Origin of the sequence: Enterobacter sp. HMSC16D10 (genome assembly GCF_001807145.1) — a bacterium.
GTDB classification, from domain to species: domain Bacteria; phylum Pseudomonadota; class Gammaproteobacteria; order Enterobacterales; family Enterobacteriaceae; genus Enterobacter; species Enterobacter roggenkampii.
Genome location: NZ_KV787924.1, coordinates 67,369 through 88,219, shown reverse-complemented (window position 1 = coordinate 88,219; position 20,851 = coordinate 67,369). Strand labels below are relative to the sequence as shown.

Sequence of the window (20,851 nt, the reverse complement as noted above, 5' to 3'; positions counted from 1 at the left end):
AATTTTTATGAGCAATAATAAAACCTCAAAAACGAAGCTAACCGCAGGGAATTTGCATAAACACCTTTGCCCACTTTTTATTTCAATAGCGGGTATTCTCGCAGCTAATGCCGAAGCCGCAACGGTACCGGATGCCAGCCAGAGTAAAGGGCCAACAATGGGTCAGGCGGCTAACGGCACGCCAGTCGTGAATATCACCGATCCGAATGCGAAAGGCGTCTCGCATAATAAATTCGACCAGTTTAACGTTGATAAAAATGGCCTTATTTTTAACAACAGCATGCAGGATGGTGTGTCTAAGATCGGGGGTTACACGGTTAAAAACGCCCAGCTTGAGCATGAAGCAAAAGCAATTATCAGTGAAGTGACGGGAGCCCAGGCGTCCTATATTAACGGGACGATGGAAGTCTTCGGCAGAAAAGCGGACGTGATCGTTGCTAACCAAAACGGTATTAGCGTTAACGGCGCCACCACCATTAATGCCAACAGCCTGACGCTGAGTACCGGTAAGGTGCAGATGAAAGAGGACGGCAACTATAAACTAGCTGTTGAAAAAGGCACCGTGTCTCTCACAGGGCAAGGCATTTCTACCGAAGGGCTAAGCTACTTCGACATTGTCAGCCGAAGTGCAAAACTGGAAGGTGAAATTGCCGGCCAGGCGGACGTTAAGGTAGTTGCCGGGCAGAACGATTACGATCTCTCCAGCCGCCAGCACACGACTCGCGCCACGGGTGACGGCCATACGCCGGATGTCGCGATTGACGGTCGGGCGATGGGGTCAATGTACGGTGGTAAAATTCAGCTTATCAGCACCGAATCCGGCGCAGGCGTCCGTCATGAGGGCAGTATTATTGCCACGGGTGACATTGAGATCAGTGCGAACGGCGACGTGACGCTGACAGGTTTACGCAGCGATAAAAATGTCACTGTCAGCGGCAACAATATTGCCCTGAACAAAAACAGCAGCGGCACCGGAAGTACAGAAGCGCAAAATAATATTATCCTGCATGCGCTCTCTGGCATGACGGTGAATAACGACGTTATCTCCCGTAACGGCACGATCCGAATTGATGCCTCAACCCTGCTGCAAAATACGGCTGCTATCATTGCGCAAAACAGTGCCACAACAGCGGTACCCGCCATTCAGATTAATGTTGCCGGGCAGTACACCCTTTCCGGAAAACTAAAAGCGCTGGATGCTAACGGCGCTGTCATTTCCGGTGGCGTCGTGACGTTAAAAAATGGCGATTTTGTCGTCATCCAGAATGGCCAGCAGGTGCCCTTCAGCACCCTCGTCTCCGATGCGGAGATCGTCAGCAACAGTGGTAATGTCAACATCACCGCGGGCAGCATGACTAACAATGAAGGCGTTATTCTCGCGAAGAAAGGAACGCTGCAGTTCAACCTGACCGGTGCGTTTGAAAACAAGGGTTCCGTCAGCGCCACAGGGGATATCTGGATTGCATCAGGTTCGATGAAGAACAATGGCATCCTGTATGCCAGCAACGCCCAGACGCTGTCTGTCGGCCATCTCGACAACGCAGGCCGCCTCTACGCGGATAAAAACCTGGTTATGACCGCCAGCGCCCTGAACAACAGTGGTCATATTGGCGCTAATAGCGGTGAGATGCGCATTAAGGTCAACGGTGAGGTTTCAAACAGCGGCACCCTGAGCGGTAACGATGCGCTGATCTTCATTGATGCCGACGGCAACATCGTCAACGACGGCACCATTGCCAGCAACAAGCATGACGTGACGCTGGCATCCGGCGGCGACACGCTCAGCAATACCGGACGTATTGCAGGACGTAATGTCTCCACCCAGACCCGTAAAGCCAGTGCAAACGTCAGTAACAGCGGCACCATCAGTGCCAGCGAGAAACTGACCATCGCAACCGCGAATCTGAAAAACCAGGCCGGCACGCTGAGTGCGACCACTGACATGCAGCTTGATGTCAAAAAAGAGCTACAGAATAGTCAAAAAGGCAGCATTATTGCCGGGAAGAACCTCACCATAAAGGGTGACGGCGCGCTGGCAGTACACAATGACGATGGGCTGATCCAGGGCGATAATATCAATGCCAGCGGAATTTCCACCCTCTCTAACACCCATGACGCGCTGATCGCGGCAAGAGAAAACCTCTCCGTTACAGCGACATCGTTGCTTAACGACGCCTCAACCATTCAGGCCGGTAGCCTGACGCTCGATCGCGTCAGCACCGTCGATAACCTTAACGCCGCCACGCTGTATGCCAGCAAGACGCTGCAACTTACCCATCTCAACACGCTGAATAACACCGGCAGTTTTGTGATTTCTGACGGCACGCTGTCACTGTCCGATGTGAACACCCTCAATAACACTGAAGGTGCAACGCTATTCGGTGCTGGAAATACCACGCTGAGAAACGTAGGTACCCTTAATAACAGCGGCGCATCGATGATTAAATCGGATAATGCGCTCTCGATCGCGACGACCACGACGCTTAATAACAGCAGTGATGCAGTGATTGCCTCTGAGGGCAATCTGAATATCAGCGGCGTGAAGACGTTAAACAACCGCTCGGTGATCATCGGCAATGGCAATATCGCGATCGATGCCGTTGAGGAGCTGAAAAACGACGGTGTGGTTCAGGCAGGTCTGGATCTGATTATTCGCAACGTCAAAAACCTGGCCAACACAGGTGAAGGGCATGTTTTAGCTGCACTGCGTAACCTGACGATTGAAGACGTTGAGTCGCTCATCAACAGCGACGGCGCGGTCATCTCCGCCAATATGCAGACGGTGCTGAACGCCATCGGCGTTCTGACCAACCGCACGGCCGGTGTCATTCAGGCTGTAAACGGCCCGCTGGAGATTGTCGCCAACACGTTGAGCAACATTGGCAGCCTCACCGCAGAGGACGGGCAGCAGTCGGTGTCCACTCTCGTGGCGGGCGGCGACATTACGATCAATGCGCAAAACATGCTTAACACCGAACAGGCGGTGATTGTGTCGACGCAGAGCGATCTGTCAGTTAATGTCGCTAATAATCTGATCAACGCCAATGCAGCGGTACTATCGGGTGCCAACAATACGAACCTTAACGTAGCGGGCGGGACGATTAGCAACGAAAAAAATGCCCTGATCGCCGGGAATAACATCACGATTAATGCCTCGCAGCTGAATAATCATGATTCCGGCACGACCTCTGCCAGAAACGACCTCAACATCCATACCGGTTCATTCAATAACATCAATGGCATCCTCGAAGCGGGTCATGATTTATTGCTCAAGGTAAAAGACTCCATCGCGCTGAATGACAATAACCGCAGTATTCGTGCAGGTCATGATATGACGCTCAGCACGGAAGGTACGCTGTACAACAACACCATGATGGAAGCCATCGGCAACCTGACGCTCCAGGCAGACGGTAAGGTGATCAACAGCAAGTCTGTGGTCACGGGGGGTGATTTACACATCAACGCTAATGAGGTAATGAACAACAGCAACAGCCTGCTCTGGTCGTTAGGGAAGATGGATATTAATGCCCACGACGGTGCCTTTGTTAATGACTATAACGGTAACGTGCTGAGCATGGGTGACATGTCGCTCATCGCGAAAACGATTATCAACTCCGCCGGGATCATTCGCTCCGAACAGAACATCAATATTGATGCGGCCTCTCTGGAAAACCAGAGCACCTATACGGGTGGCACCATTTCGCAAACCCAAACGCAGGATGCCGTGGGTCAATGGGCCGGTATTGATAATGTGATGACGCAGGTCAGGATTACCACGGTTCTGCACATCCCGGTTCTGGCGTCAGATATCGCTATGAGTAAGCTCGGCGAAATCAGCGCCGGGAAAGATATTAATATTAACCAGCGCGGCATTTTCGACGAAAAAGAGGTTAAAAATAACGGCGGCCTGATCCAGGCGGGACGTGATATCACCATCACGGGTAATCTGCTGAACTCGCCAACCTATACCTCCGAATCCATGTATGACTATCTGAATCTCATCCTTGAGCAACCGATAGTACTGACCGACTACTGGAAGGTGGCAGCAGAGCACTACACGACGCTGACCTTCAACTCGCTCTATCAATACCTTGATTTCATCTTTGGTGACGGCGCACCTGCAACCAAAAGCGGTACCCAGGATCCAAACAGAGAGCGTAGCTATAAATCGCTTCTCGACGCCGCGAATGACTCAACCCAGCTCAACTACGTCATGAGCAAAGTGTTTGGTGAAACGTGGAATTCGCAAGATTACGCGACCCTGAACACGGCATGGCATAACCTGGTAAGCAATGACACCAGCATTACCCCTCTGAAGACGAATATGATCTACTTCGTGCCTTCAGAAAAAGGTGAAATCACGGCGGGTCGTAACTTTACGCACAATGGCGGCACGCTGGATAACGGCCTGGCTAACGCTGGCACAATCAAAGAAAACGCCAAAATTGAGAATATCGACGTGGGTGACTACACCATCGACACCGCCGTCGCGGGCTATGATGTTGCCATCAATACCAAAAAGCTGAATGAACTGGCCATGGGGATCAGCCCACTGCCGACCATCAAGGATTTGGTCTCTCTGCCGGGCATGTTTGAAGTCACTGACGAATTCAAAAAAGCCTCTGAGGCGGCGAAAAACGGTACCGAATACAGCGGCCCGGCCAACCACATCATTCCGATTTTCGAAACGCGCCCGGAAATGATCGATCAGAGCAAGTACAGCGGCTCTGACTACTATTTCGACAAGGTGGATTACACTACCACCGAAACCGTTAACGTCATTGGCGATAACTACTTTATCTCCGAACTGATTCGTCGAGAGATCAGCCGCTCCGTAGGCAGCATGTTTGCGATACGAGACGGTCTTGAAGGCGATGCGCTGGTACAAAACCTGATGGATAACGCCGGTATTGCGGCGAAAAACAGCGATCTAAATCTGGTGGTGGGGCAGCCTCTGAGCGAAGAGCAGCGCAATGGGCTAACCCAGGATATCGTCTGGTTCGTGAGCCAGAACATCAAAGGGACGGAAGTGCTGGTGCCGGTGGTCTACCTTTGCCCTGAAACCCTTAGCCAGCTGGCTAACGGTGATATCAGTAAAGGCACAGCGTCCATTGCAGCCGGAAATAGCCTTTCAGTTGATGCCACCGCCATTAACAACGTGAACGGTACCCTCTCCTCTAAGGGTGACGTCACGCTGAAATCCAAAGGGGATATTAACAACATCAGCAATGCGACAGATGCTGGCATCTCGGCGGGCGGTAACGTCTCAATGACGTCGGAAAATGGCAGCATTGCCTCAAACGGCGCGGCAGTGAACGCCGGTGGCGACATTGACATGAAGGCTGAAAAGGGCGACATCACCCTGACCGCATCTGTCGGACACGGCGAAGACGGCAAGCAGAAGATTCATGCGCACGATGATGGCGTCACCGCAGGCGGCAGTATCAACATGCAGGCGAAAACCATCACTTCCAACGCGGCTGATATTACGGCAGGCCAGGACGTGAATATGAAGGCGAGCGAAGGTGACGTCACCTTCAATGACCTGCATCAGATTGATTCTAACCGTACCATCAATACCGAGATCAACGGTCTGTCCAGCTATACCACCACCGACACCAAAACGGTGACCGGCGAAGCTATCGGCGCAACCGTCAAGGCTGGCGGCAATGTGCAGATTGATGCCAGCAAAAATGTGGTCATCGAAGGCGGCAGCATTGACGCGAAAAGCGGCTCCATCAACGCGGCAGAAAACGTTGAGATAAAGACGTCTGAAAACGTGTCCGCTGAGGAACACACCACACAGTCTCGCCAGTTTGTTGCTGAGGCCGGCATCAGCGGCGCCGGTAAATCCGCCTCGGCTTCCTACGGCAAAAACGACGGCACCACAAAAAATACCACCTCTGGCGACTACACCAGCGCAGGCGGTAATTCTGAAACCTCCGCGATTGGTGCCAAACCGGGCCGCGCACCGATCACCGATACTGCCGGTTTCAAGGTGGGTATGGAAGACACAACCGATACCGTGTCGACCCAGAGCAAGCAGAACACCAACGCGTCCATTAATTTTACCGACTCCGGTTCCGTAAATGCAGGAAAAACGGCGGATATTGGCGGCGCTGACCTCTCCGCCGGAGATAAGCTCAGCATTAACGCGAAGGATGTCGCAAGCACCAAATACGAGGATGAAACCAAAACCACCGTCACACATAAAGACCGCTTTGTCGGTGTTTCAGGTGAGGCCCACAGTGCGGTAGTTGATGCGATCGACAAAACCGGGAATCTCATTGATAAATCGCAGCAAGGCCAGTCGATTAACAGCGGAACCACGACGGCGGAAGTGCTGGGCGATGTGTCCAACATCATGCTAAACGATCTTGCTGGCGGCTCCGTCACTTTCGGCGGGAACACGACAAAAACGAAAGAAACGCGCACCGCAACGGCGGAGAATACCACCAATATTAATGCTAAAAACGTCAGCATTAATTCGACCAACGATACCACGCTCAACGGCGTGAACGTGAACTCGCAGAATACGGAGATCAATGCGGGTGGTAATGTGGACATTAACGCAGCGAAATCAACGACCTCTTACACCAATGAAACCGAAAAACACAAAGGCGGTCTTACCGCAGGCGTGGGAGTGGATATAACCGGCGCAAGCGGCGGTATTTCAGTCGATTACAACGGCAGTACGGAACACGGCTCGGGTAACTCTACGTCGTATAAGAACAGTACTATCAACGGCAACACGGTGACAGTGAACGCTGGCGGTGATATGAACATGAAGGGCGCTAACATCGATGCAGAAAAAGCGGATGTTAACGTTGCAGGCGATATGAATATCACCTCCGTGCAGAATACCGAGCACACCGAAAGTAGCCGCGGTAACTGGGGCGCTTCTGTGGGCATCTCCGTCTCGGCAGCGGGCATCATCCCGAACGCGTCCGTCAACGGGGGCGGCGGCTCTGAAAGTTACGATTCGTCTAAAACAGCGAAGCAATCCGGTATCAATACCAGCGGCGAGCTGAATGTGAAAACCGGAGGCGACCTCAATATGACCGGGGCTAATCTGGTATCTCAGGATGGCACCGGATCGGTGAACGTTGCGGGTGATATCAATGCGAAAACGCTGGAAGACCACGTTGAGCAGGATGGTCTGTACGGCGGTGGCGGCATTGGCCTGAGCAATGGCGTAGTGCCTTCCGGTAACATCTACGTCGACACCGTGGATGAAATTCACTACAACGAAACGCAGAAATCCACTATCGCCGTGGGTGACACCACCAGTGCGGCAGTGAATGGCGATCTCAATACCAATAAAGATGAAATGTCGGTTGTCACGCGTGATGAGAAAGAAGCAGGAAATAACATTTCCTACACGCTTGCCGATCCGGGGATTCGTAAGAAGAAGAAAAGCGGCGCTGACGCAGACAGCGATACTCCAGCGAAGCCGGATGACGGCCATACGGACGATGGCGGCTGCCCTCAGAAGTGTACGCCGACTAAGCCAGGCTCAACGCAGCAGCAGACGACAACCACGACGCGTACAACGTCTGATTCTCAGCATATGACGATTGAGAAAACGACGGCGACAACGACCTCCACGTCCGCCTCTTCGGTGGTCCATAAGGAGGCCGTCGCGTCTGAAACCGCACGCAGTGAAGCCGTGCCAAACGTTGCGCCGTCAACCTCCCAGCCGCTGACGCCAAAAGCGAAACCAGAGGCCGCAACGGTTACGCCAAAAGCGAAACCAGAAGCCACAACGGTTACGCCAGTGAAGAAATGGGCCGTACCGGAAACTAACTATCCTGTGCTCTCTCCTGGCTCTGCAACGGGTAAAACCGGTAAAGATATGCCGAAAACACCGGACCACAGGAAGTGGAATGGCGACATGACCAACGGCGTTGCGCCATCCAGCAACACCAAAGGCGATGACGTCAAGCTCTCGCCGGGTTCGTCCACCGGTCAGACCGGGATGGATATGCCGAAAACGCCGGAACACAAGCAGTGGAATGGCGACATGACCAACGGCGTTGCGCCATCCAGCAACACCAAAGGGAATGACGTTAAGCTTTCTCCGGGGTCGTCCACCGGTCAGACCGGGATGGACATGCCGAAAACGCCGGAACACAAGAAGTGGAATGGCGACATGAGCAAAGGTGCGATGAACGCGCGTCCACAGTGGAAGGCGTTGCAAATCGATCGACCGATTGATATCTATGCTCCGGTAACCATTACCTTCACCGACGAGCAGTACAGCTAAAACAAAAGGGTCTGACTTTCGTCAGACCCTTTTTTTAACGCCCCTTTCGAACGTTATTCGTCTTCCAGATACGTATATCCGTACAGACCCGCTTCAAACTCTTCCAGGAACTGCTGCTGCAGCGCATCGTCCAGCCCGGTGTTTTTCACCTGGTCGCGGAACTGCGTGAGCAGGGTTTTCGGATCCAGCTGAACGTATTCCAGCATGTCCGCCACGGTATCCCCTTCGTCAGACAGCTCAACTTCCACGCTGCCGTCAGGGAAGACAAACACGTCAACCGCCTCGGTATCGCCGAACAGGTTGTGCATGTTGCCGAGGATCTCCTGATACGCACCGACCATAAAGAAGCCCAGCATTGGCGGGTTCTCCGGGTCGTATTCCGGCATTGGCATCGTCGTGGCGATACCGTCGCCGTCCACGTAGTGGTCGATAGCGCCGTCAGAGTCGCAGGTGATGTCCAGCAGCACCGCGCGACGTTCCGGGGCGTGATTCAATCCTTCCAGCGGCAGAACCGGGAACAGCTGATCGATACCCCAGGCATCCGGCATCGACTGGAACAGCGAGAAGTTGACGTAAATCTTATCCGCCATTCGCTCCTGCAGCTCGTCGATAATCGGACGGTGGGCGCGGTTGCTCGGGTCGAGCTGCTTCTGCACTTCATGGCACATATTCAGATAGAGCTGCTCTGCCCACGCGCGCTCCTGCAGGCTGAAGGTGCCTGAAGAGTAGCCGACGTGAATGTCGTGCAGATCCATCTGGCTGTCGTGCAGCCATTCGCGCAGGGAACGACGCGTGCCGGGCTCGTGCATCTCCTGCCAGGTTTCCCACATGCTTTGCAGGGAACGCGGGGCATCGTCTGCCGGCGGCGTCGCTTCGGTGGTTTCGCTGCGCTCAACGCCGATGATGTTCGAGACCAGCACCGTATGGTGCGCGGTCACCGCGCGACCGGATTCGGTAATCACCGTCGGGTGCGGCAGGCCGTTCTCTTCACAGGCGTCGCCGATCGCCCAGATGATGTTATTCGCGTATTCGTTCAGGCCGTAGTTCACGGAACAATCAGATTGTGAGCGGGTCCCTTCATAGTCCACGCCCAGGCCGCCGCCCACGTCGAAGCACTGAATATTCACGCCAAGCTTGTGCAGTTCAACGTAGAAACGCGCCGACTCTCGCACGCCGGTGGCGATATCACGAATGTTGGCCATCTGCGAGCCGAGGTGGAAGTGCAGCAGCTGAATGCTGTCCAGACGACCACGCTCGCGCAGAATTTCTACCAGCTGCAGCACCTGGTTGGCCGCCAGGCCGAACTTGGATTTTTCACCGCCGGAGGACTGCCATTTTCCGGAACCCTGCGACGCCAGACGCGCACGCACGCCAAGGCGCGGCACCACGTTCAGACGCTCGGCTTCTTCCAGCACGATGGCGATTTCAGTCATCTTCTCGATAACCAGATAGACCTTGTGGCCCATCTTCTCGCCAATCAGCGCCAGACGAATGTATTCACGGTCTTTATAGCCGTTACAGACGATCACTGAACGGGTCATCCCCGCATGCGCCAGCACGGCCATCAGTTCGGCTTTGGAACCCGCCTCCAGCCCCAGCGGCTCGCCGGAGTGGATCAGCGATTCAATCACGCGGCGGTGCTGGTTTACCTTGATCGGGTAAACCAGGAAGTAGTCGCCTTTATAGCCGTAGGATTCACGCGCGCGTTTGAACGCGGCGTTAATCGAACGCAGGCGATGTTGCAGGATCTGCGGGAAGCAGAACAGTGCAGGCAAACGCTGGCCCTGAGCCTCACGGGCTTTCACCAGTTTGGCGAGATCCACGCGCGCTTCAGGGACGTCCGGATCCGGGCAGACGCTGATGTGGCCCAGTTCATTGACGTCGTAGTAGTTATTGCCCCACCAGGCAATATTGTAAGTGCGCAGCATCTTGCTGGCTTCCTCGGAGCTCATCGCAACCTCCTGCATAGAACGTAGTACACCCTGTTCGCCCGCTGACGAAGGCGAAAAAGAAGACATGTCGTCAGACATAGCGAACCTCAACTCTTTGTATTCAGTGTAAAACAGTTGACTACTATCGCAGCGTTATACGGCGATAACAACCCATAAACGGCTCCGTTTCCCAGCAGAGTATGCTGAAATCCAGACCGTGCGACCGGTTTCTTATTCATATCATTGTAAAACACGTATCCGAACTCTGTATGACAAGGTTCGGCGAAACCACGAGAAAACTCTTGTATTAACAAGAGCGCCCTTGTTCAGTTTTCACAAAGCGTGACCGGCCCTGGAATCCTGAGAAGCGCCGAGATGGGTATAACATCGGCAGGTTTGCAGACTAGAAATGCGGGTTGCGGGAATCAAATGCGCGCCAGAACGGCTGCGCTGAATTAGCGGAAAACGATGGTTCATTATCTCGTATCACCTCCACGGCCGCCTCTGCTGAAACGGACCCCAAGCCAAAGCTAAAAGTTCACTGCTTTACCCGGCTGGAAGTGGCGACACGATGAGTTCATCGAGCGCTTATTTTATATGAGCCGCGCGCCGCGTTTTATACCGAGAAGGGGGCTAAAAAGCAAAACAAAAATGCGCGTGTTGCCAGCACCGTCAGGAATTTTTGCCAGCAGCAATTTCAACTGAGTGAGAGATGAGTCAAAAAAAACTGGAAATCGGGTGAAGAAGTGACCTAAAATAGCCATCCAGATGTTAATCCATCTATACTGATTAACACTCATACTGCCAGTGTCAAAAACCTGCAGGCCTTGGTAGAATTATCTCCTTTGGCTATTCCACACAGCAGCTTGAGCTAACCAAATTCCTCTTAGGTGAAATAAAACATGGCAAAACACCTGTTTACGTCCGAGTCCGTATCAGAAGGACATCCTGATAAAATTGCTGACCAAATCTCCGATGCGGTGCTGGATGCGATCCTCGCGCAGGATCCAAAAGCACGCGTCGCGTGTGAAACCTATGTCAAAACCGGCATGGTTCTGGTTGGCGGTGAGATCACCACCAGCGCATGGGTTGATATCGAAGAGATCACCCGTAACACGGTGCGTGAGATCGGTTATGTGCATTCTGATATGGGCTTTGATGCCAACTCCTGCGCGGTACTGAGCGCAATTGGCAAACAGTCTCCAGACATCAACCAGGGCGTTGACCGTGCCGATCCGCTGGAACAGGGCGCGGGCGACCAGGGCCTGATGTTCGGCTATGCAACCAACGAAACCGACGTGCTGATGCCAGCGCCGGTCACCTACGCACACCGTCTGGTGCAGCGTCAGGCTGAAGTGCGTAAAAACGGCACCCTGCCGTGGCTGCGCCCGGATGCGAAGAGCCAGGTCACCTTCCAGTACGACGACGGTAAAATTGTCGGTATTGACGCGGTGGTTCTGTCTACCCAGCATGCCGAAGATATCGATCAGAAATCCCTGCAGGAAGCGGTGATGGAAGAGATCATCAAGCCGGTTCTGCCAACCGAATGGCTGAGCAGCGCCACCAAATTCTTCATCAACCCGACCGGACGCTTTGTTATCGGCGGCCCAATGGGTGACTGCGGCCTGACCGGTCGTAAAATCATCGTTGATACCTACGGCGGCATGGCGCGTCACGGTGGCGGTGCATTCTCCGGTAAAGATCCATCAAAAGTGGACCGTTCTGCAGCGTACGCGGCACGTTATGTGGCGAAAAACATCGTGGCTGCCGGCCTGGCTGACCGCTGTGAGATTCAGGTTTCCTATGCTATCGGCGTGGCTGAGCCCACCTCCATCATGGTGGAAACCTTTGGTACCGAGAAAGTGCCTTCAGAACAGCTGACCCTGCTGGTGCGCGAGTTCTTCGACCTGCGTCCATACGGCCTGATTCAGATGCTGGATCTGCTGCACCCAATCTACAAAGAAACCGCTGCATACGGTCACTTTGGTCGTGAACATTTCCCATGGGAAAAAACCGACAAAGCCGCCCTGCTGCGTGAAGCTGCCGGTCTGAAGTAATCGACTGACATCGCTTTTAAAAGGCCAGCCTTCGGGCTGGCCTTTTGCATTTGTGCGATCATCCTTGCCCGGCGGCGCTTCGCTTGCACGGGCCTACGAGTTTTGGGCATTTGTAGGCCGGGTAAAGCGCAGCCGCCACCCGGCTGAAAGGCGCACTATTTGGAACCGATTACACCGCACCGGCAGCTCTCCGCTTTCAGAATATTCTCTTTGCATGATCGCCATTCTTCTGCTGTTACATTCCCTTTCAGTTAAGTCTGAAATATCTCCTTTCGCGATGCGCCTCACTTCATTTACCTCTATATTTTCAAAGCTTTAATTTTATTTACGGTTGCACACGAGTGTAACCGATTACACCTATGTGATTAATCTCACATATTTTTACGGGTCGCTCACCTACCCTTACCATCAATAAAACTGATAACCCAACTGGAGGGCATAATGCCTGACAATAAAAAACAGGGGCGTACGTCCAACAAGGCGATGACATTCTTCGTCTGTTTCCTCGCCGCCCTGGCAGGATTACTTTTTGGCCTGGATATCGGCGTGATTGCCGGTGCATTACCTTTCATCACTGACGAGTTCCAGATTAGCGCTCACACCCAGGAATGGGTGGTCAGCTCCATGATGTTCGGTGCGGCCGTTGGGGCCGTCGGCAGCGGCTGGCTCTCCTTCAAGCTCGGACGTAAAAAGAGCCTGATGATTGGCGCGATCCTGTTCGTGGCCGGCTCACTCTTCTCCGCTGCTGCACCTAACGTTGAGGTCCTGCTGGTTTCCCGCGTGCTGCTCGGTCTGGCCGTGGGCGTGGCGTCCTATACCGCCCCGCTCTACCTGTCTGAAATCGCGCCGGAGAAAATCCGCGGCAGTATGATTTCGATGTACCAGCTCATGATCACCATCGGTATCCTGGGCGCGTACCTTTCCGATACCGCGTTTAGCTACAGCGGCGCATGGCGCTGGATGCTCGGCGTGATCATCATCCCTGCGGTTCTGCTGCTGATTGGCGTCTTCTTCCTGCCGGACAGCCCGCGCTGGTTTGCCGCAAAACGTCGCTTCCACGATGCCGAACGCGTGCTGATGCGCCTGCGCGATACCAGCGCGGAAGCGAAAAACGAGCTGGAAGAGATCCGCGAAAGCCTGAAGGTCAAACAGTCCGGCTGGGCGCTGTTTAAAGAGAACAGCAACTTCCGCCGGGCAGTGTTCCTCGGCGTGCTGCTCCAGGTGATGCAGCAGTTCACCGGGATGAACGTCATCATGTACTACGCGCCCAAAATCTTTGAGCTGGCGGGTTATACCAACACCACCGAGCAGATGTGGGGGACCGTCATCGTGGGTCTGACCAACGTGCTGGCGACCTTTATCGCCATCGGTCTGGTGGACCGCTGGGGACGTAAGCCAACCCTGACGCTGGGCTTCATGGTGATGGCGGCCGGTATGGGCGTCCTCGGTACCATGATGCATGTGGGCATTCACTCCCCAACCGCCCAGTACTTTGCGGTAGGCATGCTGCTGATGTTTATCGTCGGGTTTGCGATGAGCGCCGGGCCGCTTATCTGGGTGCTGTGCTCTGAGATCCAGCCGCTGAAAGGGCGTGATTTTGGTATCACCTGCTCTACCGCAACGAACTGGATTGCCAACATGATCGTCGGCGCAACGTTCCTGACCATGCTCAACACTCTGGGCAATGCCAATACCTTCTGGGTCTACGCCGGTCTGAACATCTTCTTCATTGTGCTGACTATCTGGCTGGTTCCGGAAACCAAACACGTTTCGCTGGAACATATTGAACGTAACCTGATGAAAGGTCGTCCTCTGCGCGAAATTGGCGCCCACGACTGATCCTCTTGCGGGAGGCGCCTCTTGCGCCTCCCTGCTTCCCGCTTTATGCTCTGCCCTATGAAAGCTCCCCGTCTCCCCATCGCCATTCAGCAAGCCGTTATGCGCAGCCTGCGGGAAAAACTCGCCCAGGCGAACCTGAAGCTTGGTCGCAATTACCCTGAACCCAAACTCGTCTACCAGCAGCGTGGCACCTCGGCCGGTACCGCCTGGCTGGAATCCTATGAGATCCGCCTGAACCCGGTTCTGATGATGGAAAACCAGCAGGCGTTTATTGATGAGGTGGTGCCGCACGAGCTGGCGCACCTGCTGGTGTGGAAACACTTCGGACGCGTCGCCCCCCACGGCAAGGAGTGGAAGTGGATGATGGAAGCGGTGCTCGGCGTTCCGGCGCGCAGAACCCATCAGTTCGAGCTGGAATCGGTGCGTCGCAATACCTTCCCCTACCGCTGCCTGTGTCAGCAACATCAGCTTACCGTCCGCCGCCATAATCGCGTGGTGCGCGGCGAGGCAACCTACCGCTGCGTGAAATGCGGCGAGCCGCTGGTGGCGGAATAATTATCTGAACGTTCAGGAACTTTCCTGATCTGACTGATTGCATACAGGAACAACATTCGTTACGTTGCGGGCTCGTTTTGACACGGAGTGTAAGATGTCCCGTAATTTTTCTCTCGCGGTCGCCTTTCTGACGACGGCGCTCTCAGGCCACGCCCTGGCCGACGGTATCAACAGTTTCTCTCAGGCCAAAGCGGCCGGTGTAAAGGTCAACGCTGACGTACCGGGCGATTTCTACTGCGGCTGTAAAATTAACTGGCAGGGTAAAAAAGGGGTCGTAGACCTTGAGTCCTGCGGCTACAAGGTGCGTAAAAACGAAAACCGCGCCAGCCGTATTGAATGGGAACATGTCGTTCCGGCATGGCAGTTTGGCCACCAGCGCCAGTGCTGGCAGGATGGCGGACGTAAAAACTGCGCCAAAGATCCGGTATACCGCCAGATGGAAAGCGACATGCATAACCTGCAGCCCGCGGTGGGCGAAGTGAACGGCGATCGCGGCAACTTCATGTACAGCCAGTGGAACGGTGGCGAAGGTCAGTACGGCCAGTGCGGTATGAAGATTGATTTTAAAGAGAAAGTCGCCGAGCCCCCTGCCCGCGCGCGCGGCAGCATTGCCCGCACCTATTTCTATATGCGTGACCGTTACGATCTCAACCTCTCCCGCCAGCAGACCCAGTTGTTCAACGCCTGGGACAATCAGTACCCGGTGACGGAGTGGGAATGCCAGCGCGACGAGCGTATCGCCAGAGTCCAGGGGAATCACAACCCTTACGTCCAGCGGGCTTGCCAGGCGCAAAAGAGCTAACCTACACTACGGCAATTCGCTTATATCGCATGACACATGGAATTTCTGACTATGCGCATTCCCCGCATTTACCATCCTGAACTGATTACCGCAGGCCGTGAAATCGCCCTGTCTGATGACGCCGCTAACCACGTTGGCCGCGTGCTGCGCATGGGCGCCGGCCAGGCAATACAATTGTTCGACGGCTCTAACCAGGTTTTCGACGCGGAAATCACGCGGGCGGATAAAAAAAGCGTACACGTGAACGTCCTGCGTGGTGAAGTGGATGACCGGGAATCACCGCTGCATATCCATCTGGGCCAGGTGATGTCGCGCGGCGAGAAAATGGAGTTCACGATTCAGAAATCCATTGAACTGGGTGTAAGCCTCATTACGCCACTTTTTTCTGAGCGCTGTGGCGTTAAACTGGATGCGGAACGTCTGAACAAAAAGATCCAGCAGTGGCAGAAAATTGCCATCGCGGCTTGCGAACAGAGTGGCCGCAACCGTATTCCGGAGATCCGTCCGGCGATGGATCTGGAGGAGTGGTGTGCAGAAGAGGACAGTGGGCTGAAGCTCAATCTTCATCCGCGCGCCAGCGCCAGCATCAATACGCTGCCGCTGCCCGTTGAGCGCGTTCGCCTGCTGATTGGCCCTGAAGGCGGCCTGTCGGCGGACGAAATTGCGATGACGGCACGTTACCAGTTTACTGATATTCTGTTGGGACCACGCGTTCTGCGCACTGAGACAACGGCACTCACGGCCATTACCGCGCTACAGGTACGGTTTGGCGATCTGGGTTGACGCATTATTGGAGAGAAAGATGATCAAGCTCGGCATCGTGATGGACCCCATCGCAAACATCAACATCAAGAAAGATTCCAGCTTCGCCATGCTGCTGGAAGCGCAGCGTCGCGGCTATGAACTCCACTATATGGAGATGAACGATCTTTACCTGATCAACGGTGAAGCCCGCGCCCGCACCCGCATCGTTAACGTCGAGCAGAACTACGACAAATGGTATGAGTTCGGCACCGAGCAGGACATTGCGCTGGCCGATCTCAACGTCATTCTGATGCGTAAAGATCCGCCATTCGACACCGAGTATATCTACTGCACCTATATCCTTGAACGTGCAGAAGAGAAAGGGACGCTGATCGTCAACAAGCCGCAGAGCCTGCGCGACTGCAACGAGAAGCTCTACACCGCCTGGTTCTCTGACCTGACGCCGGAAACCCTGGTGACCCGCAGCAAAGCGCAGTTGAAGGCATTCTGGCAGAAGCACGGCGATATCATCATGAAGCCGCTGGACGGGATGGGTGGTGCGTCGATTTTCCGCGTGAAGGAAGGCGACCCGAACATTGGCGTGATTGCCGAAACCCTGACCGAACTGGGCACCCGTTACTGCATGGCACAGAACTATATTCCGGCGATCAAGGACGGCGACAAACGCGTGCTGGTGGTGGATGGCGAACCGGTCCCTTACTGCCTGGCGCGTATCCCGCAGGGTGGCGAAACCCGTGGTAACCTGGCGGCCGGTGGCCGGGGTGAACCGCGTCCGTTGACCGAAAGCGACTGGGAAATTGCCCGCCGCGTAGGCCCGACGCTGAAAGCCAAAGGCCTGATCTTCGTCGGACTGGATATCATCGGCGATCGTCTGACCGAAGTGAACGTCACCAGCCCGACCTGCATTCGTGAAATTGAAGCGGAATTCCCGGTCTCGATCACCGGAATGCTGATGGACGCCATCGAAAAACGCCTGCAGAAATAACCCACCAATGAGTGACAGCGCCCGGGTTTCTCGGCATACTGGTCGCTGTCGCTTTTTAAACCAGGAAACAGTACCTCTGACAATGAATTTACAGCATCACTTTCTTATTGCCATGCCTGCTCTCCAGGACCCGATTTTTCGCCGCGCCGTGGTTTATATTTGTGAATACAATGAAGACGGCGCGATGGGTATTATCATTAATAAACCGCTGGAAAATCTTCAGGTTGAAGGGATTCTGGACAAGCTGAAAATCCCGGCTGAAGCGCGACTGCCGGAGATCCGGCTTGATAAGCCCGTGATGCTGGGTGGACCTCTTGCAGAAGATCGCGGCTTTATCCTGCATACGCCGCCGGTGTTCTCTTCCAGTATTCGCATTTCGGATAACACCGTCATCACCACCTCGCGTGACGTGCTCGAAACGCTGGGCACCGCAGAGCAGCCTTCTGAAGTGCTGGTGGCGCTGGGCTATTCGTCGTGGGAGAAAGGCCAGCTTGAGCAGGAGATCCTCGATAACGCCTGGCTCACCGCCCCTGCGGACATGAATATCCTGTTTAAAACGCCGATTGCCGATCGCTGGCGCGACGCGGCGAAGTTGATTGGCATTGATATCCTGACCATGCCTGGCGTAGCGGGGCACGCCTGATGAGCGGAACGCTTCTGGCCTTCGATTTTGGCACCAAAAGCATTGGCGTCGCCGTGGGGCAGCGCATCACCGGCACCGCGCGTCCGCTTACCGCCCTGAAGGCCAACGACGGTACGCCGGACTGGAACCTCATTGAGCGTCTGCTCAAAGAGTGGCAGCCGGATGACGTGATTGTCGGATTACCGCTCAACATGGACGGTACCGAACAGCCGCTGACCTCCCGGGCGCGTAAGTTCGCCAATAAAATCCATGGTCGCTTTGGTGTCTCCGTGAAGCTGCACGACGAGCGTCTCAGCACCGTCGAAGCGCGTGCGGGTCTGTTTGAGCACGGCGGCTTCCGGGCGCTGAACAAAGGCAGCGTGGACTCCGCTTCTGCCGTCATCATCCTCGAAAGCTATTTCGAGCAGGGCTTTTAAGCACAGGGGCCTACAGCCGCCCCTGCGCCCGTCTCTCCGCCAGGCTTTGGTCAAAGTTCTGCATGCCTGCCTGCTGTCCGGTTTGAATAATGCCGGGCAGCTGCCACGTTTTTCCTTCTCGTATCAGATTTGCCGCCGCCGCGGTATTCACCAGCAGCTCATACAGCGCGACGCGCCCGTCCTGTAAGTCAGGAACCAGCTTCTGCGCCAGCACCGCCCGCAGGCTGCCGGCCAGCTGGTTACGCACCGGATCTTTCTCCTGCGCCGGGAACGTATCGACCAGCCGCTCAATCGCCTGCGATGCCCCGCGCGTATGCAGCGTCGCCAGCACCAGATGCCCGGTCTCCGCTGCCGTTAGCGCCAGGCGGATCGTTTCGCTGTCGCGCAACTCTCCCAGTAAAATCACGTCCGGATCCTGGCGTAAGGCACTGCGCAGCGCATCGGCAAATGACGGGCTGTGCTGGCCGATCTCCCGCTGCTGGATCAGGCAACGCTCGCTCTGATAGATAAACTCCACCGGATCTTCGAGCGTGAGAATATGGCCGTCAGTATGGTGGTTGAGAAAATCGACCATCGCCGCCAGCGTCGTGGATTTGCCGCTGCCGGTCGCCCCCGTCACCAGAATCAACCCGGACGCATTGGTTAACAGTTCCGGGATTGCCCTCGGCGCGCCCAGCGAAGCGAGCTGCGGACAGGTACGCGGCAACAGCCGCAGCGTCACAGAGACTCCGCGCATCTGCTTAAAGGCACTGCCGCGCAGGCGCTGGCCTCCCGCCACCGTCGCGGCAAAATCCACCTGCCCGCTGGCCCACCATATCCCCTGCTGCTCATCGTTGAGCCACGCTTTTAACAACGCCCCGAGGTCCGGAGAAGGAAACGGTGCCGGTTCAAGGCGGCCCGTTCTGCGCCAGCGGGGTGGCGAATCACTGCACAGGTGTAGATCGGAGACGTTATGCTTTACACTAAGGGCCACAATTTCTTCCACATCCATAGACTACTCCTCGGAAAATGAACGACATTGCGCATAACCTGGCACAGGTCCGGGACAAAATCTCAGCCGCCGCAACGCGTTGCGGCCGGGCTTCAGAAGAAATTACGCTGCTTGCAGTCAGCAAAACCAAGCCTGCGAGCGCCATCGCAGAAGCCATTGACGCAGGCCAGCGGGCGTTTGGTGAAAACTACGTCCAGGAAGGCGTGGATAAAATTCGCTACTTCCAGGAACAGGGGAAGACGGATCTGCAGTGGCACTTTATCGGCCCACTGCAGTCGAACAAAAGCCGTCTGGTGGCGGAGCACTTCGACTGGTGCCATACCGTTGACCGTCTGCGCATTGCGACACGCCTGAACGACCAGCGTCCGGCAGAGATGCCAGCGCTTAACGTGCTGATTCAAATCAACATCAGCGATGAAAACAGCAAGTCCGGTATTGCGCTGAGCGAGCTGGATACGCTGGCAGCCGAGGTGGCCGAACTGCCGCGCTTAAGCCTGCGTGGTTTGATGGCAATCCCGGCGCCTGAGTCAAGTTATGAAAGGCAGTTTGCCGTGGCACAGCAAATGGCTGTAGCATTTGAGGCGCTTAAAGCGCGCTATAACACGGTAGACACGCTTTCTCTGGGCATGTCGGATGATATGGAAGCCGCCATTGCGGCAGGCAGCACGATGGTGCGCATCGGCACGGCAATTTTCGGTGCGCGCGACTACTCAAAATAATAAGGAAACCTGAGGAACGCCATGAAGACGTTGACTTTCCTGCTCTCAACGGTCATTGAGCTGTACACGATGGCGCTTTTGCTGCGCGTCTGGATGCAGTGGGCCCGCTGTGATTTTTACAATCCGTTCTCGCAGTTTGTCGTGAAAATCACGCAGCCTGTTGTTGGACCGCTGCGCCGTATTATCCCGGCCATGGGGCCCATCGACAGTTCGTCTCTGCTGGTGGCGTTTATTCTGAGCGTTATCAAAGCGATTGTGCTGTTTATGGTCTTCACCTTCCAGCCGATTATCTGGATTGTCGCCGTCCTGATTTTGATCAAAACCATCGGTCTGCTGATCTTCTGGGTGCTGCTGGTCATGGCGATCATGAGCTGGGTGAGCCAGGGCCGTAGCCCGGTGGAGTACGCCTTGATTCAGCTGACCGAGCCGCTGCTGCGCCCGATCCGTAACCTGCTTCCGTCTATGGGCGGCATCGATTTTTCGCCGATGATCCTGGTTCTGCTGCTCTATGTGATCAACATGGGGGTCGCTGAACTGCTGCAGTCCACGGGCGATATGCTGCTGCCGGGGCTGTGGATGGCGCTATGAGTGCCGTAAGCACCTGCGCTGACGGGCTGGTTTTACGGCTGTATATTCAGCCGAAAGCCAGCCGTGACGGTATTGTTGGACTGCATGGCGACGAGTTAAAAGTCGCCATCACTGCCCCGCCGGTTGACGGCCAGGCGAACGCGCATCTGACCAAATATCTGGCAAAACAGTTTCGCGTCGCCAAAAGCCAGGTCATCATTGAAAAAGGCGAACTGGGGCGACATAAACAGGTAAAAATCCTTAATCCGCAATCTATCCCGACGGAAGTCGCGGCTCTGACAGAACAGGACTAAA

General features: G+C 55.0%; 16 protein-coding genes and 1 pseudogene. 12 read left to right on the top strand and 5 right to left on the bottom strand.

The window, feature by feature from the left end; translation table 11 throughout:
- The first annotated feature begins 7 nt into the window (after positions 1-7).
- On the top strand, positions 8-8,266 hold the full coding sequence (locus tag HMPREF3143_RS24195; protein ID WP_070534406.1) for a two-partner secretion domain-containing protein: 8,259 nt from the start codon (positions 8-10) through the stop codon (positions 8,264-8,266).
- 53 nt (positions 8,267-8,319) lie between these two features.
- Here HMPREF3143_RS24195 and speA read toward each other — a convergent pair whose 3' ends face one another.
- The 4 genes and pseudogenes from speA to HMPREF3143_RS26045 form a co-directional block, all read right to left on the bottom strand.
- Positions 8,320-10,296 (bottom strand): biosynthetic arginine decarboxylase, encoded by a 1,977-nt coding sequence (gene speA / locus HMPREF3143_RS24190; protein ID WP_008499744.1) that lies wholly within the window; start codon positions 10,294-10,296, stop codon positions 8,320-8,322.
- Between the two features lie 8 nt (positions 10,297-10,304).
- On the bottom strand, positions 10,305-10,436 hold the full coding sequence (gene yqgB, locus HMPREF3143_RS25400; RefSeq protein ID WP_127312443.1) for an acid stress response protein YqgB: 132 nt from the start codon (positions 10,434-10,436) through the stop codon (positions 10,305-10,307).
- A gap of 94 nt (positions 10,437-10,530) precedes the next feature.
- Positions 10,531-10,620, bottom strand: a pseudogene (locus HMPREF3143_RS26435) (hypothetical protein); the annotation flags it as partial.
- Between the two features lie 170 nt (positions 10,621-10,790).
- The gene (locus HMPREF3143_RS26045; protein WP_045335271.1) at positions 10,791-10,961 is read right to left on the bottom strand and encodes a hypothetical protein; all 171 of its coding nucleotides are present in this window, start codon (positions 10,959-10,961) and stop codon (positions 10,791-10,793) included.
- Positions 10,962-11,099: 138 nt separating this feature from the next.
- Between HMPREF3143_RS26045 and metK the strand changes: the two genes are divergently transcribed.
- The 8 genes from metK to ruvX all read left to right on the top strand — a co-directional run bounded on the left by metK (position 11,100) and on the right by ruvX (position 18,259).
- Complete coding sequence (gene metK, locus HMPREF3143_RS24180) at positions 11,100-12,254, top strand: methionine adenosyltransferase (protein WP_008499745.1); 1,155 nt, start codon at positions 11,100-11,102, stop codon at positions 12,252-12,254.
- Between the two features lie 441 nt (positions 12,255-12,695).
- Positions 12,696-14,093, top strand: a complete 1,398-nt coding sequence (gene galP / locus HMPREF3143_RS24175) for a galactose/proton symporter (RefSeq protein WP_044597669.1) — start codon at positions 12,696-12,698, stop codon at positions 14,091-14,093.
- 57 nt (positions 14,094-14,150) lie between these two features.
- A complete protein-coding gene (locus HMPREF3143_RS24170) occupies positions 14,151-14,648 on the top strand; it encodes a SprT family zinc-dependent metalloprotease (RefSeq protein ID WP_039265483.1) in 498 nt (165 codons plus the stop codon).
- Between the two features lie 94 nt (positions 14,649-14,742).
- A complete protein-coding gene (endA, locus tag HMPREF3143_RS24165) occupies positions 14,743-15,450 on the top strand; it encodes a deoxyribonuclease I (RefSeq protein ID WP_070534405.1) in 708 nt (235 codons plus the stop codon).
- A 51-nt stretch (positions 15,451-15,501) separates the two neighbouring features.
- A complete protein-coding gene (rsmE, locus tag HMPREF3143_RS24160; protein ID WP_021242075.1) occupies positions 15,502-16,233 on the top strand; it encodes a 16S rRNA (uracil(1498)-N(3))-methyltransferase in 732 nt (243 codons plus the stop codon).
- A 19-nt stretch (positions 16,234-16,252) separates the two neighbouring features.
- On the top strand, positions 16,253-17,200 hold the full coding sequence (gene gshB, locus HMPREF3143_RS24155; RefSeq protein ID WP_008499751.1) for a glutathione synthase: 948 nt from the start codon (positions 16,253-16,255) through the stop codon (positions 17,198-17,200).
- A gap of 82 nt (positions 17,201-17,282) precedes the next feature.
- Positions 17,283-17,843 (top strand): YqgE/AlgH family protein, encoded by a 561-nt coding sequence (locus HMPREF3143_RS24150; protein WP_008499752.1) that lies wholly within the window; start codon positions 17,283-17,285, stop codon positions 17,841-17,843.
- Positions 17,843-18,259 (top strand): Holliday junction resolvase RuvX, encoded by a 417-nt coding sequence (gene ruvX / locus HMPREF3143_RS24145; protein ID WP_070534404.1) that lies wholly within the window; start codon positions 17,843-17,845, stop codon positions 18,257-18,259. Before HMPREF3143_RS24150 ends, ruvX begins: the two co-directional genes overlap by 1 nt.
- A gap of 10 nt (positions 18,260-18,269) precedes the next feature.
- On the opposite strand, the gene HMPREF3143_RS24140 is transcribed toward ruvX, so the two are convergent.
- Complete coding sequence (locus HMPREF3143_RS24140) at positions 18,270-19,250, bottom strand: type IV pilus twitching motility protein PilT (RefSeq protein WP_025912467.1); 981 nt, start codon at positions 19,248-19,250, stop codon at positions 18,270-18,272.
- A 17-nt stretch (positions 19,251-19,267) separates the two neighbouring features.
- Between HMPREF3143_RS24140 and HMPREF3143_RS24135 the strand changes: the two genes are divergently transcribed.
- The 3 genes from HMPREF3143_RS24135 to yggU are packed head-to-tail and all read left to right on the top strand — an operon-like array spanning position 19,268 to position 20,850.
- Positions 19,268-19,969, top strand: coding sequence for a YggS family pyridoxal phosphate-dependent enzyme (locus HMPREF3143_RS24135; protein WP_070534403.1), 702 nt, complete (start codon positions 19,268-19,270; stop codon positions 19,967-19,969).
- Positions 19,970-19,990: 21 nt separating this feature from the next.
- Positions 19,991-20,557 carry a YggT family protein gene (locus HMPREF3143_RS24130; RefSeq protein ID WP_008499757.1) on the top strand — a complete coding sequence of 189 codons (567 nt, stop codon included), beginning with the start codon at positions 19,991-19,993 and terminating at the stop codon, positions 20,555-20,557.
- Complete coding sequence (yggU, locus tag HMPREF3143_RS24125) at positions 20,554-20,850, top strand: DUF167 family protein YggU (RefSeq protein WP_008499758.1); 297 nt, start codon at positions 20,554-20,556, stop codon at positions 20,848-20,850. Before HMPREF3143_RS24130 ends, yggU begins: the two co-directional genes overlap by 4 nt.
- Position 20,851: the final 1 nt, after the last annotated feature.

Bases quoted from the DNA above. Each gene is read 5' to 3' on its own strand.
- HMPREF3143_RS24195 (WP_070534406.1), top strand. From the start codon at position 8: ATGAGCAATAATAAAACCTCAAAAACGAAGCTAACCGCAGGGAATTTG.
- speA (WP_008499744.1), bottom strand. From the start codon at position 10,296: ATGTCTGACGACATGTCTTCTTTTTCGCCTTCGTCAGCGGGCGAACAG.
- yqgB (WP_127312443.1), bottom strand. From the start codon at position 10,436: ATGAATAAGAAACCGGTCGCACGGTCTGGATTTCAGCATACTCTGCTG.
- HMPREF3143_RS26045 (WP_045335271.1), bottom strand. From the start codon at position 10,961: ATGGCTATTTTAGGTCACTTCTTCACCCGATTTCCAGTTTTTTTTGAC.
- metK (WP_008499745.1), top strand. From the start codon at position 11,100: ATGGCAAAACACCTGTTTACGTCCGAGTCCGTATCAGAAGGACATCCT.
- galP (WP_044597669.1), top strand. From the start codon at position 12,696: ATGCCTGACAATAAAAAACAGGGGCGTACGTCCAACAAGGCGATGACA.
- HMPREF3143_RS24170 (WP_039265483.1), top strand. From the start codon at position 14,151: ATGAAAGCTCCCCGTCTCCCCATCGCCATTCAGCAAGCCGTTATGCGC.
- endA (WP_070534405.1), top strand. From the start codon at position 14,743: ATGTCCCGTAATTTTTCTCTCGCGGTCGCCTTTCTGACGACGGCGCTC.
- rsmE (WP_021242075.1), top strand. From the start codon at position 15,502: ATGCGCATTCCCCGCATTTACCATCCTGAACTGATTACCGCAGGCCGT.
- gshB (WP_008499751.1), top strand. From the start codon at position 16,253: ATGATCAAGCTCGGCATCGTGATGGACCCCATCGCAAACATCAACATC.
- HMPREF3143_RS24150 (WP_008499752.1), top strand. From the start codon at position 17,283: ATGAATTTACAGCATCACTTTCTTATTGCCATGCCTGCTCTCCAGGAC.
- ruvX (WP_070534404.1), top strand. From the start codon at position 17,843: ATGAGCGGAACGCTTCTGGCCTTCGATTTTGGCACCAAAAGCATTGGC.
- HMPREF3143_RS24140 (WP_025912467.1), bottom strand. From the start codon at position 19,250: ATGGATGTGGAAGAAATTGTGGCCCTTAGTGTAAAGCATAACGTCTCC.
- HMPREF3143_RS24135 (WP_070534403.1), top strand. From the start codon at position 19,268: ATGAACGACATTGCGCATAACCTGGCACAGGTCCGGGACAAAATCTCA.
- HMPREF3143_RS24130 (WP_008499757.1), top strand. From the start codon at position 19,991: ATGAAGACGTTGACTTTCCTGCTCTCAACGGTCATTGAGCTGTACACG.
- yggU (WP_008499758.1), top strand. From the start codon at position 20,554: ATGAGTGCCGTAAGCACCTGCGCTGACGGGCTGGTTTTACGGCTGTAT.